11 protein-coding genes are annotated in these 16,556 nt (G+C 50.6%); all 11 read right to left on the bottom strand.

Annotation, left to right across the window (positions count from 1 at the left end):
- Nucleotides 1–9: 9 nt before the first annotated feature.
- Nucleotides 10–2,601 carry an exo-rhamnogalacturonan lyase family protein gene (locus M1D67_RS07055; RefSeq protein ID WP_479831703.1) on the bottom strand — a complete coding sequence of 864 codons (2,592 nt, stop codon included), beginning with the start codon at nt 2,599–2,601 and terminating at the stop codon, nt 10–12.
- Between the two features lie 177 nt (nt 2,602–2,778).
- A complete protein-coding gene (locus tag M1D67_RS07050) occupies nt 2,779–4,776 on the bottom strand; it encodes a beta-galactosidase (protein WP_479831702.1) in 1,998 nt (665 codons plus the stop codon).
- The gene (locus M1D67_RS07045; RefSeq protein WP_479831701.1) at nt 4,773–5,417 is read right to left on the bottom strand and encodes a rhamnogalacturonan acetylesterase; all 645 of its coding nucleotides are present in this window, start codon (nt 5,415–5,417) and stop codon (nt 4,773–4,775) included. The genes M1D67_RS07050 and M1D67_RS07045 overlap by 4 nt, the downstream gene beginning before the upstream one ends.
- Nucleotides 5,368–6,426 carry an L-glyceraldehyde 3-phosphate reductase gene (gene mgrA / locus M1D67_RS07040; RefSeq protein WP_023856751.1) on the bottom strand — a complete coding sequence of 353 codons (1,059 nt, stop codon included), beginning with the start codon at nt 6,424–6,426 and terminating at the stop codon, nt 5,368–5,370. The genes M1D67_RS07045 and mgrA overlap by 50 nt, the downstream gene beginning before the upstream one ends.
- 122 nt (nt 6,427–6,548) lie before the next feature.
- Entirely contained in the window at nt 6,549–8,435 is a 1,887-nt protein-coding gene (locus M1D67_RS07035; RefSeq protein ID WP_479831700.1) for a rhamnogalacturonan lyase, read from the bottom strand.
- A gap of 67 nt (nt 8,436–8,502) precedes the next feature.
- Nucleotides 8,503–10,134, bottom strand: a complete 1,632-nt coding sequence (locus M1D67_RS07030) for a rhamnogalacturonan acetylesterase (RefSeq protein WP_223254841.1) — start codon at nt 10,132–10,134, stop codon at nt 8,503–8,505.
- Between the two features lie 20 nt (nt 10,135–10,154).
- Nucleotides 10,155–12,023 (bottom strand): rhamnogalacturonan lyase, encoded by a 1,869-nt coding sequence (locus tag M1D67_RS07025; protein WP_106070999.1) that lies wholly within the window; start codon nt 12,021–12,023, stop codon nt 10,155–10,157.
- Nucleotides 12,024–12,204: 181 nt separating this feature from the next.
- Nucleotides 12,205–12,816, bottom strand: a complete 612-nt coding sequence (locus M1D67_RS07020) for a YesL family protein (protein WP_095290130.1) — start codon at nt 12,814–12,816, stop codon at nt 12,205–12,207.
- A gap of 14 nt (nt 12,817–12,830) precedes the next feature.
- Entirely contained in the window at nt 12,831–13,523 is a 693-nt protein-coding gene (locus M1D67_RS07015; RefSeq protein WP_023856748.1) for a YesU family protein, read from the bottom strand.
- Entirely contained in the window at nt 13,510–14,226 is a 717-nt protein-coding gene (locus M1D67_RS07010; protein ID WP_023856747.1) for a rhamnogalacturonan acetylesterase, read from the bottom strand. Before M1D67_RS07010 ends, M1D67_RS07015 begins: the two co-directional genes overlap by 14 nt.
- Before the next feature lie 13 nt (nt 14,227–14,239).
- Nucleotides 14,240–16,525, bottom strand: a complete 2,286-nt coding sequence (locus M1D67_RS07005; RefSeq protein ID WP_149169410.1) for a helix-turn-helix domain-containing protein — start codon at nt 16,523–16,525, stop codon at nt 14,240–14,242.
- Nucleotides 16,526–16,556: the final 31 nt, after the last annotated feature.

Below are 16,556 nucleotides of genomic sequence, written 5' to 3'. Positions count from 1 at the left end.
TTTTTGCCTTCATGCGCGAGCGGGATGTTCTTTCATTGCCTTGATGATCTTTTCTTGCATGTCCAGATCAGGCGGCATATCTTTAAGCAGCTCGAGCACGGCTATCAAGTTTAGGCACCATTGTGAGACGCAGTTTGTTGTAACCCAGGGAATTTCCGTGAACGTTTTCCAGGCATGGATTTGTTTTGGAGTGATCGGCAGCGGTGTATGGCTTTGTTTTTCATCGAGCAACAGGCGCCACACTTGTTCGGCGAGCTTCCGGTCTTGGCGGAGCCGGGCAGCGTAAGCGGCCATGGCAGCGGAGAACATCGGCCAGTGAAATAAATCATCGTGAAGCTTCCCGCCGCTCCTTTTGCGCTTTTCTTCATCAGTCAGCAAATAAAATTCGCCGAATTCCCCTAGCATCTCCTTCCATTCGACATCCTCAAGCAGTTCTGCAAGCTCCATCCATGTTTGCGGGGCACCGAAGGCGATGACCATATGATAGCCGCCATGATTCCCGTCTCCCATATGAAGCAGATCTGAAGCTTCAGGATCGTATCCGAAAGTCGGTCCGGACAACAGACGAAGCGGCAGCGCTTTAAGCCGGCCGATCCCCCGTTTGATTTTATCAAGGTACGCTTCATCGCCTGTCCGCTCCCATTCCGTCAGCCAGTTGGAACAGAACGCCGCCCAGTCGGGGCCTACTCTTGCGTGGGCGGGAAACTCTTTTTCCGGATAATAAGCTCTCATCGGATCAAGCGTCTTAAGCGCTCGATCGGCATCTTTTACTTCAGATAACACGTCTCCCGTTCTCTCGTCCGCCGTCAAAAAGTAATAAGGCTTATGAAGGCCGGCCATGCTAATTCTCGCTTCCTTGCACCCGCAGCCCCAATGGAGGACATTGTGCCTTGAACCGAGGCCTTTATACTCCCCGAAATGATAGCAGTCGACTTCGCTAGTGTGACGGGTCATCGCTTCCGCCATTCTGAAGATGTCTTCCGTACCGGATCTGAAAAAAGACTGCCAAAGCCAGAGGTTCGGAACGAGTTCCGTATTTTGCCATGCATAGCCGCCAAGGTCGTACCGCCATACATGCCGGACGGCATCGTACGTATGCATCACATCACCGTAATGCCAATAGCCGTACCAGCTCCGCTGATCGACTTCGTTCATGTAAAACTTGAGAGCCTCGTCAAGCTGATCTTCAAGCACAGCCGAGAGCGGGTGCCGTTTATCTTTCAGGCTCCAAACGCCCAGCGCGCGGGTGTGATAATAATAGTCAGGCTCACAAATAAGCAGCGGGGGATTTTGCCATTCGTCCGCTGCTCTATTCAGCTCTTCATCGCTCGGCGGATTTGCAAAACAGGCGAGGCTGACTTCGTTCGTATTGGCAATGCCGACGGCCGTTGACCTCATTTCGGCAAACCCTTCATATGCGCTTTCAACATGAGTGTCTTTTGAATAATGACGGAAATCCATCGCTTCAGCTTCAGGAGGCCAAAACCATACCGCCAATTTCGTTTCCCCGCCGGCAAGACCTTTCGCTTCAAGCGATGACGGATATTTTTCAAAGAAGTTCCTGAGCCCGAGTGCGATGCCGCCGTTTTCCCCGCCTGCATACATCAGCCCTTTCGCTCTCTCCCCATGAATCGCGTCCACCCAGGCGCAGCCTTTGCCGGTTCGCTTTTTTAAGCGCCAGTGAACAGGGGAATCCTGGATGAGCTTGAAATCGTTCCAGACGGCGTTTCTCTCGGCATCGCGCACGACTGCCGACTTTTCCGGTACAGGCTGTCCCGCAATCTGTCGTTCATAGAGTCCGTTTGTTTCATTGAATCTTCTCGTCACAAGCAGCTGAGAAGCCTCTCCGTAAAGCCCTCCGTCGGCCGCATAGCGGATATGCCTGTTTCTCGGCGCTCCGCTCAAAACCGCGCTCATCTCGAAACCGAGTCCTTTGATCCATTCTGTTTCTGCTTCACAGTCTATGAAGATCGTGTGCACGATCCGGATGGACGGGACACCGGCATAGAAAGACAGCCTGACGGTAAAAGGGAGCCAAACATCGATGCCTCCGCCGCGGTGGACGCCTTCAATCTTGACGACTGTCTTAACCGGACCGTTTTGTTCGATTGCCGTACGTTTGATCATGCTCTCAAACCGTTCAATATGATACATGCATTGTGAATCTGAGCCGCTTCTTTTTTCTTTTAAAGCGATGAGCCGCCCTTCTTTCGCCATCATTTCCCCGGAAATGGAAATCGCACGGATGAGTTCCGTCCCCGATTTTCCAAGCCTGCAGACTATCGCGCCCGTATTCACCGTGATTTCATCTTTCTGCTCACTGACATTCATGACGGTTTTAGGGACGCAGGCCCCCCCTTTTTTCAATGTAAATCGGCTGCCGCTTTCTTTAGGGAAGACTGCGGCATGCCCCGTCCATTTAAGCGAGCCGTCAGGCCAATACGCGAGCGGCCATGTTTGCAAACACGGGGCGTTTTTCGAAGCAATGGCGACCGTCTCTCCTTTTTGCAGCACTCCTTTTGCCCAAGGAACTCCCCAGGTCACCCCGCCGAACGCGGCAGGCGCCCTATTCAGCCATTTTAGTTCAGTCTGTGCTTTCATAAGTGTTCCTCCTTTCTGTTTAACCGATTGGTCAGTGAATATTTTCCTGTTTAGCCTTTTGACCGTCAATATTCCTTTTTTGCTTATATTGGAGAGGTGTCTGCTCCTTTTTTGCAGGCATCATCCCTTTTTTAGCAAAACGAAACAAAAAAGCCGCGGGCAAGCGCCTGCGGCGATTCATTTATTCTCTGAAAACAAAACCACGCGGTATTCGTGCGGGCCGAGTGTCACGCGTCCGGATACGGGCCTGTCGGACAATAAATCGGTTCCGTTTCCGTCAAGTGTCACTGCGCCTCCTTTGCCGTCCATATTGATCACGACCCAGACAAGACCGTCTGCTCCTTTCCGGGGCGCGACGACTGTTCCGGGAGTGGCATCGGTTTTCTGTGTAACACCCGCTTCTTCTGCGTAATGACTGATCAGCTTTTTCATCATGATGTCACCCCCTTCGCCTGCCGGCATCGACCCGAGCATGACGATTTTTCCTTTTCCGCATTTATGCTCTGTGATGAACGCTTTGCCTGACGCCGGGCCTTTTTCAATTATCCCGACAGCCTCGGTGCCGCCGGTTTCAAAAACAGCGCTCCACAGACTCAGCGGCGCCTTTACGCCAAACGCCGTTCCGCTCGAGTTCCGCTCATCCATCGGAAATGTATAAAGCGTTTTGACTCCAGAACATTTTTCCAATTCCCCTAATCCGCAATCAGTGTGAACCGTATGATTTTCTGTTCTTCCGCCCGTCAGCGGCCCCGCAATCCAAATGCCGCCACTTTGTGCAAAAGCTTCGGCTTTTTTGATAAACGCAGGCGGAAGATAGTGAATAAACGGCGTAAACAGCAGTTTATAGCCGTCAAGCGGGCTCCCTTCAAGAATGACATCTCTGTGAATGCCCATCTTTAACAATCGGTCATAAAACTCGGTGATCAGTGTTCTGTAGTGAAGACCCCGATGTGGCTCCGTTTTCAAAAACACCTTTGCACGATCCGAATAGACGACGGCTGTTTCAGCCTGCAAAGGGGCCGTCGCCAGCATGATGTGCTCAACCTCCCGTCTCGCCTGCTCGACTTCGAGCACATGATCATATCCCACATCAGGCTCCCCCCATGCGCTGATCACTGATCCATGCGGCTGTTCAGATCCGGCTCTCTGCTGACGCCACAGCCAATAGCAGAACGCGGCTCCGCCAAGAGCATAAGAAGAGACCGCTTCAGCCTTCAAATAGCCGTTTTGATGAGGCACGGCATAGCTTTCAAGCGAAGCGCTGTAGGAAGGGCTCGTTTCCATTATCCAAAACGGCCGTCCTTTTTTAATGTTTCTCCATAAATCACAATTAAACAAAAAGGCGGCACTGTTTTCCTGGCTGGCGTACGTATCAAACGAGGCGAAATCAAGGCTCTTGAAAAGATCTTCATGATCAACGCCGAACATGATGCTGCTGTTATGGGTGATCGGGGCGTTGGAATATGTTCTGATCACCTCAGCCTGCTCACGCGCAAATTCAGAAATCTTGTCCATCGAAAACAGCTGATACATCGTCCTTAAAGAAGAATTGCGCAAAAACGGGGTCGGTCCAGGCTGCGGAACTTGCTCGAAGCGCTGATACGTTTCGCTCCATACGCCTGTACCCCAAGCCTCATTCAGACGGTCAATCGTCTGATAGCGGTCTTCCAGCCATTTGTGCCATAATGTGTTGCACGTTTCACACATGCATTCTGCGACATGGCATTTGAATTCATTGTCAAGCTGCCATCCGATCAATCCCGGCAGTTCTCCGAGCTCTTTGGCGATATGTTTGATGATCAGGCGGGCCCGCTCTCTAAAATACGGATGGTTTGTGCAGGCATGCTGCCTCGAACCGTGTCCCATCGTCTCTCCTTTTTCATTCACATGCATTCTTTCCGGATGCCCGTGGGTCAGCCAGATCGGCGGTGTCGCAGTCGGTGTGCACATGACCGTTTCCATTTTGTTGTCGTGGAGCTTTCGGATGACGCCGGCAAAAAATCCGACATCGATCCTTCCTTCTTCCGGCTCCATCCTTGACCAGGCAAACTCCCCGATTCTGACGACATTAATCCCGGCTCGCTTCATCATCCAGATATCTTCATCCAGCACGTCCTCATCCCATAATTCGGGATAAAAGCAAGCGCCGTGGTACAGTTTTCCGTTCATCTTCATACCGTCTCTTTAACAAACGGCAGCCCGAGCTCTCGAATGCCGATAGAGACAAGCTTCGCCATTTCCCGGGCCCCTTTTTTCGTAAAATGTGTGTAGTCGTTGACATTTTCCGAGATCATAAAATATTTAAATACATCGCTGTACCCTTTTTCCGCAAAATGCTGCAGGCTTTTGTCCATTAAATCGATCAAGCGGACGTTTTCTTCACTTGCGACCTGCTTCATCGCGATGCAGTAGTCCGGGAAATCGTTCAAAAAGACGCCGTCCTTGTAATGGAGCCTTGCGACAGGCGTGATGAGAAGCGGCGAAGCTCCTTTTTGACGCGCGCCGTCGACGTACATTTTCAAGTATTGTTTATACGTTGTATACGGCTCAGTATAGCGTTCTGGTTTGTCTTTCGACGCGTCATTGTGCCCCATCTGAACGAACAGCCAATCGTTCTGTTTGATCACATCCAAAATCGATGCAAGCCTTCCTTCTTCAACGAACGTTTTTGAACTTCGGCCCCCGATGGCCCGGTTGATCACTTGTACATTTCCGGATACATAAGATTGGAGAAATTCGCCCCAGCCTCCTTGAGGCGAATCCGCCTTATAATTTTGCACGGTCGAATCGCCGGCCAGATAGATGCTGATTGTCATCACGACCACTCCTTTTATATGAAAGAATTTTATCAATTGTGTCGAGCTCTTCAGCTGAGAATCGAGCGGACTTAAGAGCAGCGGCATTTTCTTCGATCTGTTCGGTTTTGCTTGCACCGATCAGCACCGAGGTGACGCACGGATTTTTTAAAAGCCAGGCTATCGCCATTTGCGGCAGGGATTGGCCGCGTTCGGCCGCCACTTGATTCAGCTTGCGGACTTTGCCGAGCACGTCTTCTGTGATGCTCTCGGCCTGCAAAAACGGACTGTTCACATCTGCGGCTCTAGACCCGGCGGGAATCCCAGTCAAATATTTCGTTGATAAAAGCCCTTGAGCAAGAGGTGTAAACGCGATCGCCCCGGCTCCTTTTTTCTGCAGCACTTGCAGCAGGCCGTTTTCCGGTTCTCTGTGGAACATTGAATATTTGGGCTGATGGATGAGGAGCGGAACCCCGTATTCTTGCAAAATATCGGCCGCTTTTTCGGTCTGTTCGGCGCTGTAGTTCGACAGACCGACATATAAAGCTTTTCCTTGCCTGATGATATGGGCGAGCGCTCCCATCGTCTCTTCCAGCGGTGTATGGGGATCAGGGCGGTGCGAATAAAATATATCGACATAATCTATGCCCATTCGTTTTAAACTTTGATCAAGGCTTGCGACGAGGTACTTTTTTGACCCCCAATCGCCGTATGGTCCGGGCCACATCGTATAGCCGGCTTTCGTGCTGATGACCATTTCATCACGGTAGCGGGCAAAATCGGTTTTCAGCGCTTTTCCGAATGTTTCTTCGGCAGAACCGGGGGGCGGACCGTAATTATTCGCCAAGTCAAAGTGGGTGATTCCCAGATCGAATGCTTTTCTTAACAGTGCTTTGGCATTTTGAAACGAATTGGCTTCTCCGAAATGATGCCAAAGCCCTAAAGACAAAGCAGGCAGTTTTAAACCTGAATGCCCGCAGCGGTTGTATTTCATATTTTCATAGCGTGTATCACTCGCCTGATACTCCATATGAATCCCTCTTTTCATTTTGAAATGAAATCGCTTACCATTCATTTTATGGGAACAGGCTGTGAGATTACAATCATACTTTTTTGTATATTGAATAAACCTGAATGAACCGGCGATCTCTGTCACTCTTCATGTTTCTTACAGGGAGCGGTATAAATATTCGGCCGGGGCGGCTTGTCCATTCCGGTTCCCAAATAAAATCCGGGGTGAGGCGGCTGATTGTAAGCGACATTTTGCCAGGCTACCCCCAAGCGGTAGACGGGATCGTGCATGAACGTATAGAAACGATGTTCAGTCAGCTCGGTCGTTGTGTATATTCGCAGAGCATCGCTTCGCGCGGTGCGGAATACGACATCTTCGCGCCAATCGCCGAATAGATTGGCCTGAAGCACGGGCGTCCCTTTCGTCCAATTGTTAGACAGCGTTCCGTCAGCAGTGAGCAGATTGACCAGCCTGCCGCTGTGATAGTCCCATTTATCAATTTTCGGGATGCCGGCGGGTTCTTTCCAATCGTGGTCAAGCAGCTCGCGGAGAAGATCGCCGTCCCACCAAATCCCAAAATTGGCCGAAGCCGGAGCGGCGTCGCTGAGCTTTTCTCCCTTACTCGTATAGAGGCCGTATGATTTCCCTTCATTACCCGGGGGATCGATCGCCCAGACAAGCGAGCCTTTATAGCGGGGATCGATATGCGCGGCCATTCCCCGTCCAACATCTGTATCGGCCGGCACTCCCCAGAGGATCTCCCCTGTACCCGCATCGCGAAATGAGAGACCGTACGGAAGGCGCGGGTCTTCATGCACTTGAAAGACTTCCAGCCCGGGTCGATCCGGGTCAAGATCGCTCACATGCATGGCGTCACCGTGCCCAAGCCCTGTCGTATAAAGCCCTGTTCCATCATGATCCACGGCCATCGCACCGTAGACGATCTCATCTTTCCCGTCATCGTCGACATCCGCGACGCTCAGACTATGGTTTCCCTGCCCTGCATAGCCTTCGTTTCCGGGCTTGTCGCTGTCAAATGTCCATAGCTTGGTCAGCTTGCCGTCCCGGAAGTTGTAAGCGGCAAGCACCGTTCTTGTGTAATAGCCGCGCGCCATAACAAGACTCGGCCTTTCACCGTCCAAATAGGCGATGCCTGCCAAAAATCGATCCATGCGGTTGCCGTATCCGTCTCCCCAATCCTCAAGCCTGCCCCGCGGCGGATCGTAATCCATGGTTGCCAATTCCCTTCCCGTTTCCCCGTGAAAAATCGACAAATATTCAGGCCCGTCCAAAATTCGTCCATTTTCATTTCTGTAATCGGCAGCAGGATCGCCAATCACCCGACCAGTTCCGTCAACCGTTCCGTCAGCTGTCTTCATGGCGATTTCCGCTTTCCCGTCGCCGTCAAGATCATAGACCATCAATTGCGTATAATGGGCGCCCGCGCGGATGTTTTTCCCGAGATGAATCCTCCACATGAATGTCCCATCAAGCTTATATGCATCGATGATGACTTCTCCGGTATAGCCGTTGTGTGCATTATCTTTCGAATTGGACGGGTCCCATTTGAGCACAATTTCGTATTCTCCGTCGCCGTCGAGATCTCCGATGCTCGCGTCATTGGCGCTGTACGTATACTGTACGCCGTCAGGAGTTGTCCCGCCGTCAGGCTTGTTTAACGGAACATCCAAGTACGGCTTCTGCCAGACAGCTGTTTTGTGCGACTGCTCGACTTCCTGATCTCCGAGAACCTTTGTCACATAATAAACAGATTCTCCGTTTCCGTGTTTATCAAGAAAGTTGGTCGATGATGAAACGGGTGTTGAGTTGATTCTGTGACCGTTGCGATATAGGTTGAAAGCCGTTTCTTCCGGATCTGTTCCTAAGAGCCGCCAGCTGAGAAAAACCCCTTTTTTTGTTTTTACGGCCACAAGTCCGCGGTTCAAGAGTTCCATTTGCCTCGGTTTTGCCGTCGATTTCACCGGCCGAACGCGTTCAGCTGCTGCATGTACGTCTTTTTCTCCCATCGTCCTCTCTCCCCTTTACGGTTTGGAATGGCGAACGGGAGAACCGGAGACCGGCTCTCCCGACACCTTATTTCTTGAGCGAATGTTTCAGCGGATACATGTTCATATCGGCGATTTCTTCTGTCACGAGCCTTGCCAATTGGTTGGCGCCGAACTCGTGAACATGCACCCTGTCCTGGATTCCGTCTGGATAATTCGGGCTTTCTCCCGGCTCTAAAAACATAAATACGTTTTTAGTCGCTTCAACGCCGATCTCGTTGTAATAATCAATGCTCTTTTTATTTAAATCGAGCACCGGAACGTTCATTTCCCGTCCGAGCTGTCTCATTGCGTTCGGATATTCTCCGATGCTGTTGTAAAAAACGCCCTTTTCATCATAGGTTCGTTTACTTTGAGAAGTGACGAGCACAGGCCGTCCTCCTTTTTCGCGGGCTTTGTTAATGTAGGTTCTCAAGTATTCCTGAAATGTCGTATACGGATCTGTATGACGGGCCGGATCTTGCCCGGCGTCATTGATGCCGAACTGAATCAACAAATAATCGCCCCGTTTCATCCGGTTTAAAATCGTATCCAGCGACCGTTCATCCACAAAACTTTTCGCGCTTCTCGCGCGTTTCGCCTGGTTGTCGATGACGATTTCATCCGAGAAATAGCCGCCTAAAAATTGCCCCCAGCCTGCCATCGGCGCATAACCTGGTTCATAATCGGAAACCGTGGAATCTCCCGCCAGAAAAACCGTCGTCTTGTCATCCGTTACATGATAAGCCGTCTTCGTCAAGACCAGCGCATTGAGGCGCGGCCCTGTTCTCGCTGCTATGGCTTGAATGGAAAGGCGGCCACCGGAAATATGAATCGGAAACGTTTTTTCGTTGTATCCGCCCGCTTCCGCTCCAAATGAATAGAGCTGAATCATGCCATTTGCCCGTACGTCCATGTTCGTTTTTGCCCGGGCATCTCCGGTTATCAGCCGGACATGATATTGACCGTCAGGCAAATCGACCGTAAACGCCGTTCCATCCGGTATGCAAAAGTCTGAACGAAGCGGATCGGCGATACCGCGGTCCGTACAAGTCACCTTTGTTGTGTCGTCAAATCCGTAGCCTTTTAAAGGGGTATAAGCCGATTGCGCGTCTATCGGAATAAAGCCCGAAGCAAGAGGCCCGTCACCGAAATCAAACCGATACACCTTCGAAATTTCGACGGCATACACTTTTGGCTGAGGTCCTTTCCACTCCAAATCGAGACGCCCGTCTTCCACCGTAACGGTGAACGCTTTTTCGGCTGAACTTCCCTTTGCTCCGGCCGGGATCGTTCCCATTTCCTCTCCTTCGGCATAAAGCTTCAATTCACCGCGGGATGAGGCAAATACGGTTACGCGGTATTCGCCAGGAGAAAGAACCGCCAGAAAAGCCGTCCGGTTCACGACACAATAGTCTTTCTTGAGCGCTTCTTTTTTTTGCGTCTTTTTGCACACAGCGTTCCCTGCCCGTGAAAACCCGTAGCCTTTACCATTTTGATACGCGGAGGCCTCGTTCACTTTCACATAATCCTTCTCAGCGGGACCTTTTCCAAAATCGAACAGAAAAAGATCCTGACTGTGATGTGCGGCAGCGGCTTTCGGCTGCGCAGGTCCCTCAATCCCCGTGCTGAAGAAGAAAAGGAGAAGGATGGCCCATACGCAACGAACATATCGCTTCATTATGCAGCTCCCCTTTTCCATCAGCGTGTATAAATGTTCGGCTTCTCAGGTGTCTGCATGCCTTCGCCTAAATAAAAGCCGGTGTGCGGCGGCTGGTTGTAGCCGACATTCTGCCAGGCGATTCCGAGGCGATAGACGGCATCATGCATCAGCGTATACAAGCGGTGTTCCGTCATATCTGTCGTCGTGTAGATGCGCAGTTCGCTGCTGTCATCTGCTCGCCAGATCACTTCTTCGCGCCAGTCTCCGAGAATGTCAGCCTGCAGGGACGGCGTCGCTTTTGTTCCGTTATTTGCCGAAGCTCCAGATGCTGTCAGCAAGTTAACGGTTCGCGAATTTCGATAATCCCATTTATCAATTCTGTTGCTGTCCAGAAGCTCTCTTTGGAGATCGCCGTCCCACCAGATGCCGAAGTTCGTTGATGAAGGCAATGTGCTCCCGATTTTTACGCCTTTTGCCGTATAAAGACCGCCGTTCGCCCATACTTCCGCTCCTTCGTAGCGCGGATCGATATCAGCAGCCATCCCGCGTCCGACATCCTTGCCTGCGTGCACTCCCCAGATGATCTTTCCCGTTTTCGCGTCCCGGAAAGACAATCCATAGGGAGAATTGCTGTTTTCATGCACTTGAAAGACTTCGAGTCCCGGTCTTGAGGGGTCCAGGTTTCCTGTATGCATGGCATCCCCATGTCCCCATCCGGTTGAATAAAGGCCTTTACCGTCATGATCGACAGCCATCGCTCCGTATATGATTTCGTCCTTTCCATCTCCGTCAACATCAGCGACGCTCAAACTGTGGTTACCTTGACCGGCATAGGCGCCATTTCCGGGAGCGTCCGAATCGAACGTCCACAGTTTGGTCAGCTTTCCGCCTCTAAAGTTGTAAGCGACAAGCACTGTTCTCGTGTAATAACCGCGTGCCATGACAAAACTCGGCCGCTCCCCGTCAAGGTATGCGACACCGGCCAGAAAGCGGTCAACCCTGTTGCCGTAGCTGTCTCCCCAATCGGCTACATTTCCCCGGGCAGGTTCGTAGTTGACCGTTGTAAGCTCAGCGCCTGTATCGCCTTTAAAAACCGTCAAATACTCAGGCCCTGACAAAATTCGGCCTTGGGCATTGCGATAATCGGCGTTTGCATTTCCGATCACCTTTCCCTTGCCGTCTTTCGTCCCGTCGGCTGTCTTCATGGCGATTTCCGCTTTTCCGTCGCCGTCAAAGTCATAGACGAGAAACTGTGTATAATGGGCGCCGGCGCGAATGTTTTTGCCAAGGTTGATTCTCCACATCATGGTCCCGTCAAGCTTGTATGCGTCAATCAGCACGTCTCCCGTGTATCCGTCCTGTGAATTATCCTTTGAATTGGAAGGATCCCACTTGAGAATGATTTCATATTCGCCGTCTCCATCAAGATCGCCGATGCTCGCATCATTGGCGCTGTATGTGAATGACACCCCATCAGGCGTTTTTCCCCCGGCCGGTTTTTGCAGCGGAACAGATTTGTATGGTTTATTCCAAACTCCGGCGGTTTCAGAAGGAGCCTGCTCCACGCCGTTCAAAACGGCGCGCACCTGGTAAACGGCATTCGAATCCCCGCCTGCATCCTGATAATTTGTACTCGATGTAATCGGGGAACCGTTCAGCTTCTTTCCGTTTCGATACACATTAAATGAAACAGAAGCGGGCTCGGTTCCGAGCAGCCGCCAGCTCACAAAGACACCGTTCCCCGTTTTAACAGCGACAAGCCCCCGGTTCAGCGACTCCATTTGCCTTGCCTGCACAGCCGTCCGCCCGTCTGCTTCCGCTTGTTCCGAGAAGCCGGTCACAAGCGTAATGAATAATAGAGATGACATGGCCAACAGTTTCTTCCACCTTTTCTTTCCTTTTTTCATCATCTTCTCCCTTCGCCTTTTTGTAAGCGCTTACTTAAAAGGGATTCTATTACGGCTTCCATTTTTATTCAATTGCACTTTTTTGCCGAAGGGAAAAGATGTGTTCAAGTCCGATTTAAAGCGGTTCTCCTTTTTCAATTGATACTTTTTTGCTCACTTTTCTCATTTTTGCACGGTTCAGCTAGCCTTCCAGGCGCAAAAAACAGCGATGTGCGATGAACATTAATACAAGAGCAAACAAACTGACACCATAAAATGGAATCAGTCCCGGAACCGTCAACAGCACATAAACGACAAAGCCTCCAGCAGCAGCCATTCCGGCCGTCGTCAAAGGACGAACGAGACCGATCAGTGCAGCCTGTGAAAAATAGCGGGCAAACGGCAGCTGAACGTGAACGTAAAGCGGAAAAATATACACGAAAACTACGACATACATGAGTCCGGCCATCAGTGTGGCATAGCTGATGATGATTGAAAATAAATCCTCACGGACGCGGAAAAATTGATAGTTTACTAATAAAATTGTGCCGGCGGCGAGGAGGATGAGGCCAAGTCCGTTTGTTTTGAAAAACTCTTTTTTATACGTTTGATAAAACGTTTTGAATACCGGTGCGTCCGTCCGGCCGAGCAGCCACTTGCGCACGACCGTGAACATCGCGGCCGTGCTCGGAGCCCAGCCGAAAACAACGCCTCCTCCCAGCGTGAATAGAACCCAGAGCGCGTTCAGCCAGGCGATTTTCATGATCGCTTCACAAGCGCCGTACATCATCGCCATCATGCCTTTTTCCCGCATGTCCGATCCTCCTTTCAGTCGCAAAGCAGCCTGCGCACTTCAAAGTTGGCGTAGGCTGCTTTCAGCGGAGCCATTTGCCTGAAACCGATTTTTCCTCCTCCGTAAACCGGGCCGAAACGCCTGCCGTCATCCTCCCATTCCAAAATGGGCAGCCCGTTGATTGAAAAATGAACGGATACCCCGTCTTTTATGAGCTTCATTCGGTAGGGAGGCAAAGCGTCATTAGCGGGCGGAAGCGGGTCGGCTCCCTCACAGACGAGGTGAAAACCGCGGCTTTTCCTGAGGTTGCATGTTCGGAATGCTCTTTCATCAGCATGCTTATGTCTGAAATACGACAGGTGCAATGTGTTGATGTCCCCTGAATGATATTGCGGATATTTCCCTGTTCTCTCCGCCAGCCGCCCGTCAAATAAATCTTCCCCATTGATCCCGGTGGCTGCAAAAAATATCATGCATAAGCCGGGCTCCCGCACAGGATAGAAATCCCACTTCACAACTATTCCATCAGGGAATGTCTCTGGACACCAGTAAACAAAATGGGCATCGTCTCCATATTGCTCAGCATCGAGTTCATTCTCCATATGCAGGCGGCCGTTCGGAAAACGAACGATTCCTTTTCCTTCCATCACCCAGCCGCGGAGATCTTCAGGAGACGATAAAGGGTTTTGATAAATCAGGCTTCCTTCTCTTGCATTACACTTCGGCACGGAAGTCGCTCCTTTCACAATGAAGATAAGCCGCTAGAGGCAGGCCGAGCTCTCTGATTCCTTCTGTTACCAGCCAGGCGACTTGACGGGCCCCCGCCTCGGAAAAATGAGTATTGTCTTCAATTCCATTTGGATAATGAGGATGTTCATGCGGCTGAAAGTGGACGAACAGCCGTTTTGAGCCTTCCGTTCCGAGAGATTCATAGAGCGCTTTTGTTTTGGACCATAAATCGATGAGCGGAACTTCGAAGCGGTCAGCGAGCGCCTTCATCGCTTTCGGAAAATCTCCGAGTGTGTCGGCAGGCTTTCCGTTTTGATCAAAGCGTCTGCGCTCTGCGGAAGTGATCAAAACCGGAGTCGCCTGTTTTTCGCGAACCGCTTCAACATAGCGGACAAGATGCTCCTGATAGGTTGTATACGGGTCTGTTCCGTACGGTTTTTGATCGTTGTGGCCGAACTGGATCAACACATAATCACCAGGCCCAAGCCGCTCCGTAATGTCATCGAGCCGGCCTTCATCAATGAAGCTGTTCGAACTGGCCCCGCCTTTTGCCATATTCACGACCGCAGCCTCATCTGAGAAAAACAGCGGAAGCATCTGTCCCCAGCCGGCCATCGGCGCTTCATGCGGAGGACAGTCTGCGACGGTCGAATCCCCGGCCAAATATACTGACACTTTTGGCTTTTCGTCTGTTCGTTTCATAACACTCTCCCTTTCACGAAGATTCCTGATGAATCTGCCTGTAGCGGCTCGGCGGAATGCCGACCTGCTTCTTGAAAATCCGGTTGAAATAGCTGTGTCTGTAGCCGACTTCTTCAGAAACGTCATGGATTTTTTTATTCGTTTCAAGAAGAAGCTCTTTCGCTTTTTCGATTCTGAGACGGGTAACATAGTCGATAAAATTGATGCCGGTTACTTGTTTGAAAGCTTTGCTCAGCGTATACGAATTCGTCCCGGCTTGATCAGCGCAGCTTTCAAGCGAGATATCGTTCATATAATGCTGATGAATCATCTCAAGCACCTGTTCGACAAGCCGTTTTTGCTGTCTGTTTTTCCTGCCTTCCATTTCTTTAAGATACGGGCTTACGACACGCTCCATCATCCAGCCGACGGCCCTTTCCGGCTCCCTCAGCTCTGAAAGCTCCTGCAGCAGATTTTTTCGGCTGAACAATTCATAAGGGTGAAGGCCGGAATGAAAGATCTCTTCCTGGATCTTTGCCAACAGCTGCATCATGCCCGGCTGGATGCGGATTTCCGTCTTTCCTTTTTCGGACAGTTCCCGGATGAACAGCCTGATCCGCCTTTCGACTTCATCCCTTTCTTCAAGCCGCAACGCCCTGATGATCTCTTTTTCAAGGGTGAACGGATAGTATGATTCTGCGGGAGGCATGTCTTCCTTCCGGCTTAAATCGATCACCTGGCTGGCGTTTTCGAACTGTCTGTAATGCCTGCCTTCTTTCACCTCTTCATACATGCCGGGAATGTCTTTTAACATGTAAGCGGTTTTTGATACCGTCACTGTGACGTGTAGTCTTGATATGCCGCAGATCACATCCGTCAGCTCACGCACAAATTGGGCGGTTTCTTCCTTGAAGGCTGTTTTCCTGCCGCTCATCAGCAGCACAGCAAGCGATAACGAACGGACATCGGTCATATAAATATGTTTGAAAGTCCTACCAGCCAGTTCGCGCGTAATGTTGCCCAGCAAAAAACCCGCCAGACTTTCATCCTTTTTTGTAAAAGCTCCGTTCCCTTCGTAAAGTCCCGTCAGCTGGATATCGATGATGGTAAACATATTGTCTTTCGCTTCCCAGCCCCACCTTTTCAGACGATCTCTCAAATTCCTCTCTGATTCATCTGCAAAGTATCCGCCGAGAAGGCGCTGAAAAAAAACGTTTGCAGCCTGGGGCATTTCCTTTTTCAGTCTGCCGCTTTCCTCAGTCAGGTCTTCCCAGCGCTTCTCGAGCCAATGAAATTCATCCGGAAAATGAGCGGCCTTACCCTCTCCTGAGCAGAGCTTGATCAGCCTTGCGACAGGTGAATAAATTTTGTGTGACGCATACCATGACAGAATGAAAGCAAGAACGATCCCGGCGATGCTGACCGACGCGACGAGCTTCGATAAAAACAACACCGGAGCCGTAATCGCCGACATCGGTGAAGCCGAGACATAGGTCCATTCCTGGTTTAATCTGTCCATTCGTCCGTATGAAACGGAATACGCCCCTCCGCCCCAATCCATCACAAAGGAGCCCTGTTGATTTTTTTGTTTCTCAAGCATCCCTTTTAAAACGCTTTCAAAATTGGCTTTGCCGCGTTTGCTCCCGGAAAAAACAGGCTTTTGATTATGATGAAAAAGAAGCGCTGTTCCCTTTGAATACGGTGAAAGGCTTTCCAGCAAATGCCCCATTTCTTTTTCGTCAAGCGTTAAAATCAGCGCGCCGAACGGCTCTGAGATGCCTCCCGGAATTTTGTGGACAAGCGCCATTCCGTAAGGAGCGGCGCTCATGTCTTTCCAATAAACGTTTTGACCGCCTTCAAGCAACGAATGATAGGCCTTTAAGATGTTCCGGTCGGTCATTCCGCTGTATTCCGGATTTAAAAGAATCGGCTCTTTCCCTTGAATAAACAGTTCAACCTTGTGAATGAGCGGATTTTGATCCTGAAGCACAAACAGCGATTTTGAGAGCCTGTACGTCGTTTGAAAATCCGTTTGCAGATCGGCATCGGCCAGACCGTTCATCAGGCGCGGATCATATGCAAGCTGGGAGAGCATGATCTCAAGCCCTTCCAGCTTGTCATCGATTTGACTGATTTGGCGTTTCACCTGGTTCTCGTGCATTTGTTGGAGCTCTTTTTCAATTTTTGCAGCGGAAAACAAATAGATTCCTGCACCCGTCAATAAGCCAGGAATACACGCAATCAGCAGAATCAGCACAAAGCTTTTTTTAAAAAAACTTCCTTTTCGCCGTGAAACATATCTTTGATGCAGCTTTTTCATCCCTCTCCCCCCACTGCAATGAAAAGAATGT

The sequence above is a fragment of the Bacillus sp. PK6-025 genome (assembly GCF_056530265.1).
This window is presented reverse-complemented; position numbering and strand designations above follow the sequence as displayed.

Excerpts from the sequence above, each read along its gene's own strand:
- M1D67_RS07055 (WP_479831703.1), bottom strand. The coding sequence starts at position 2,601 with ATGAAAGCACAGACTGAACTAAAATGGCTGAATAGGGCGCCTGCCGCG.
- M1D67_RS07030 (WP_223254841.1), bottom strand. The coding sequence starts at position 10,134 with ATGAAGCGATATGTTCGTTGCGTATGGGCCATCCTTCTCCTTTTCTTC.
- M1D67_RS07045 (WP_479831701.1), bottom strand. The coding sequence starts at position 5,417 with ATGACAATCAGCATCTATCTGGCCGGCGATTCGACCGTGCAAAATTAT.
- M1D67_RS07025 (WP_106070999.1), bottom strand. The coding sequence starts at position 12,023 with ATGAAAAAAGGAAAGAAAAGGTGGAAGAAACTGTTGGCCATGTCATCT.
- M1D67_RS07005 (WP_149169410.1), bottom strand. The coding sequence starts at position 16,525 with ATGAAAAAGCTGCATCAAAGATATGTTTCACGGCGAAAAGGAAGTTTT.
- M1D67_RS07020 (WP_095290130.1), bottom strand. The coding sequence starts at position 12,816 with ATGCGGGAAAAAGGCATGATGGCGATGATGTACGGCGCTTGTGAAGCG.
- mgrA (WP_023856751.1), bottom strand. The coding sequence starts at position 6,426 with ATGGAGTATCAGGCGAGTGATACACGCTATGAAAATATGAAATACAAC.
- M1D67_RS07050 (WP_479831702.1), bottom strand. The coding sequence starts at position 4,776 with ATGAAGATGAACGGAAAACTGTACCACGGCGCTTGCTTTTATCCCGAA.
- M1D67_RS07035 (WP_479831700.1), bottom strand. The coding sequence starts at position 8,435 with ATGGGAGAAAAAGACGTACATGCAGCAGCTGAACGCGTTCGGCCGGTG.
- M1D67_RS07010 (WP_023856747.1), bottom strand. The coding sequence starts at position 14,226 with ATGAAACGAACAGACGAAAAGCCAAAAGTGTCAGTATATTTGGCCGGG.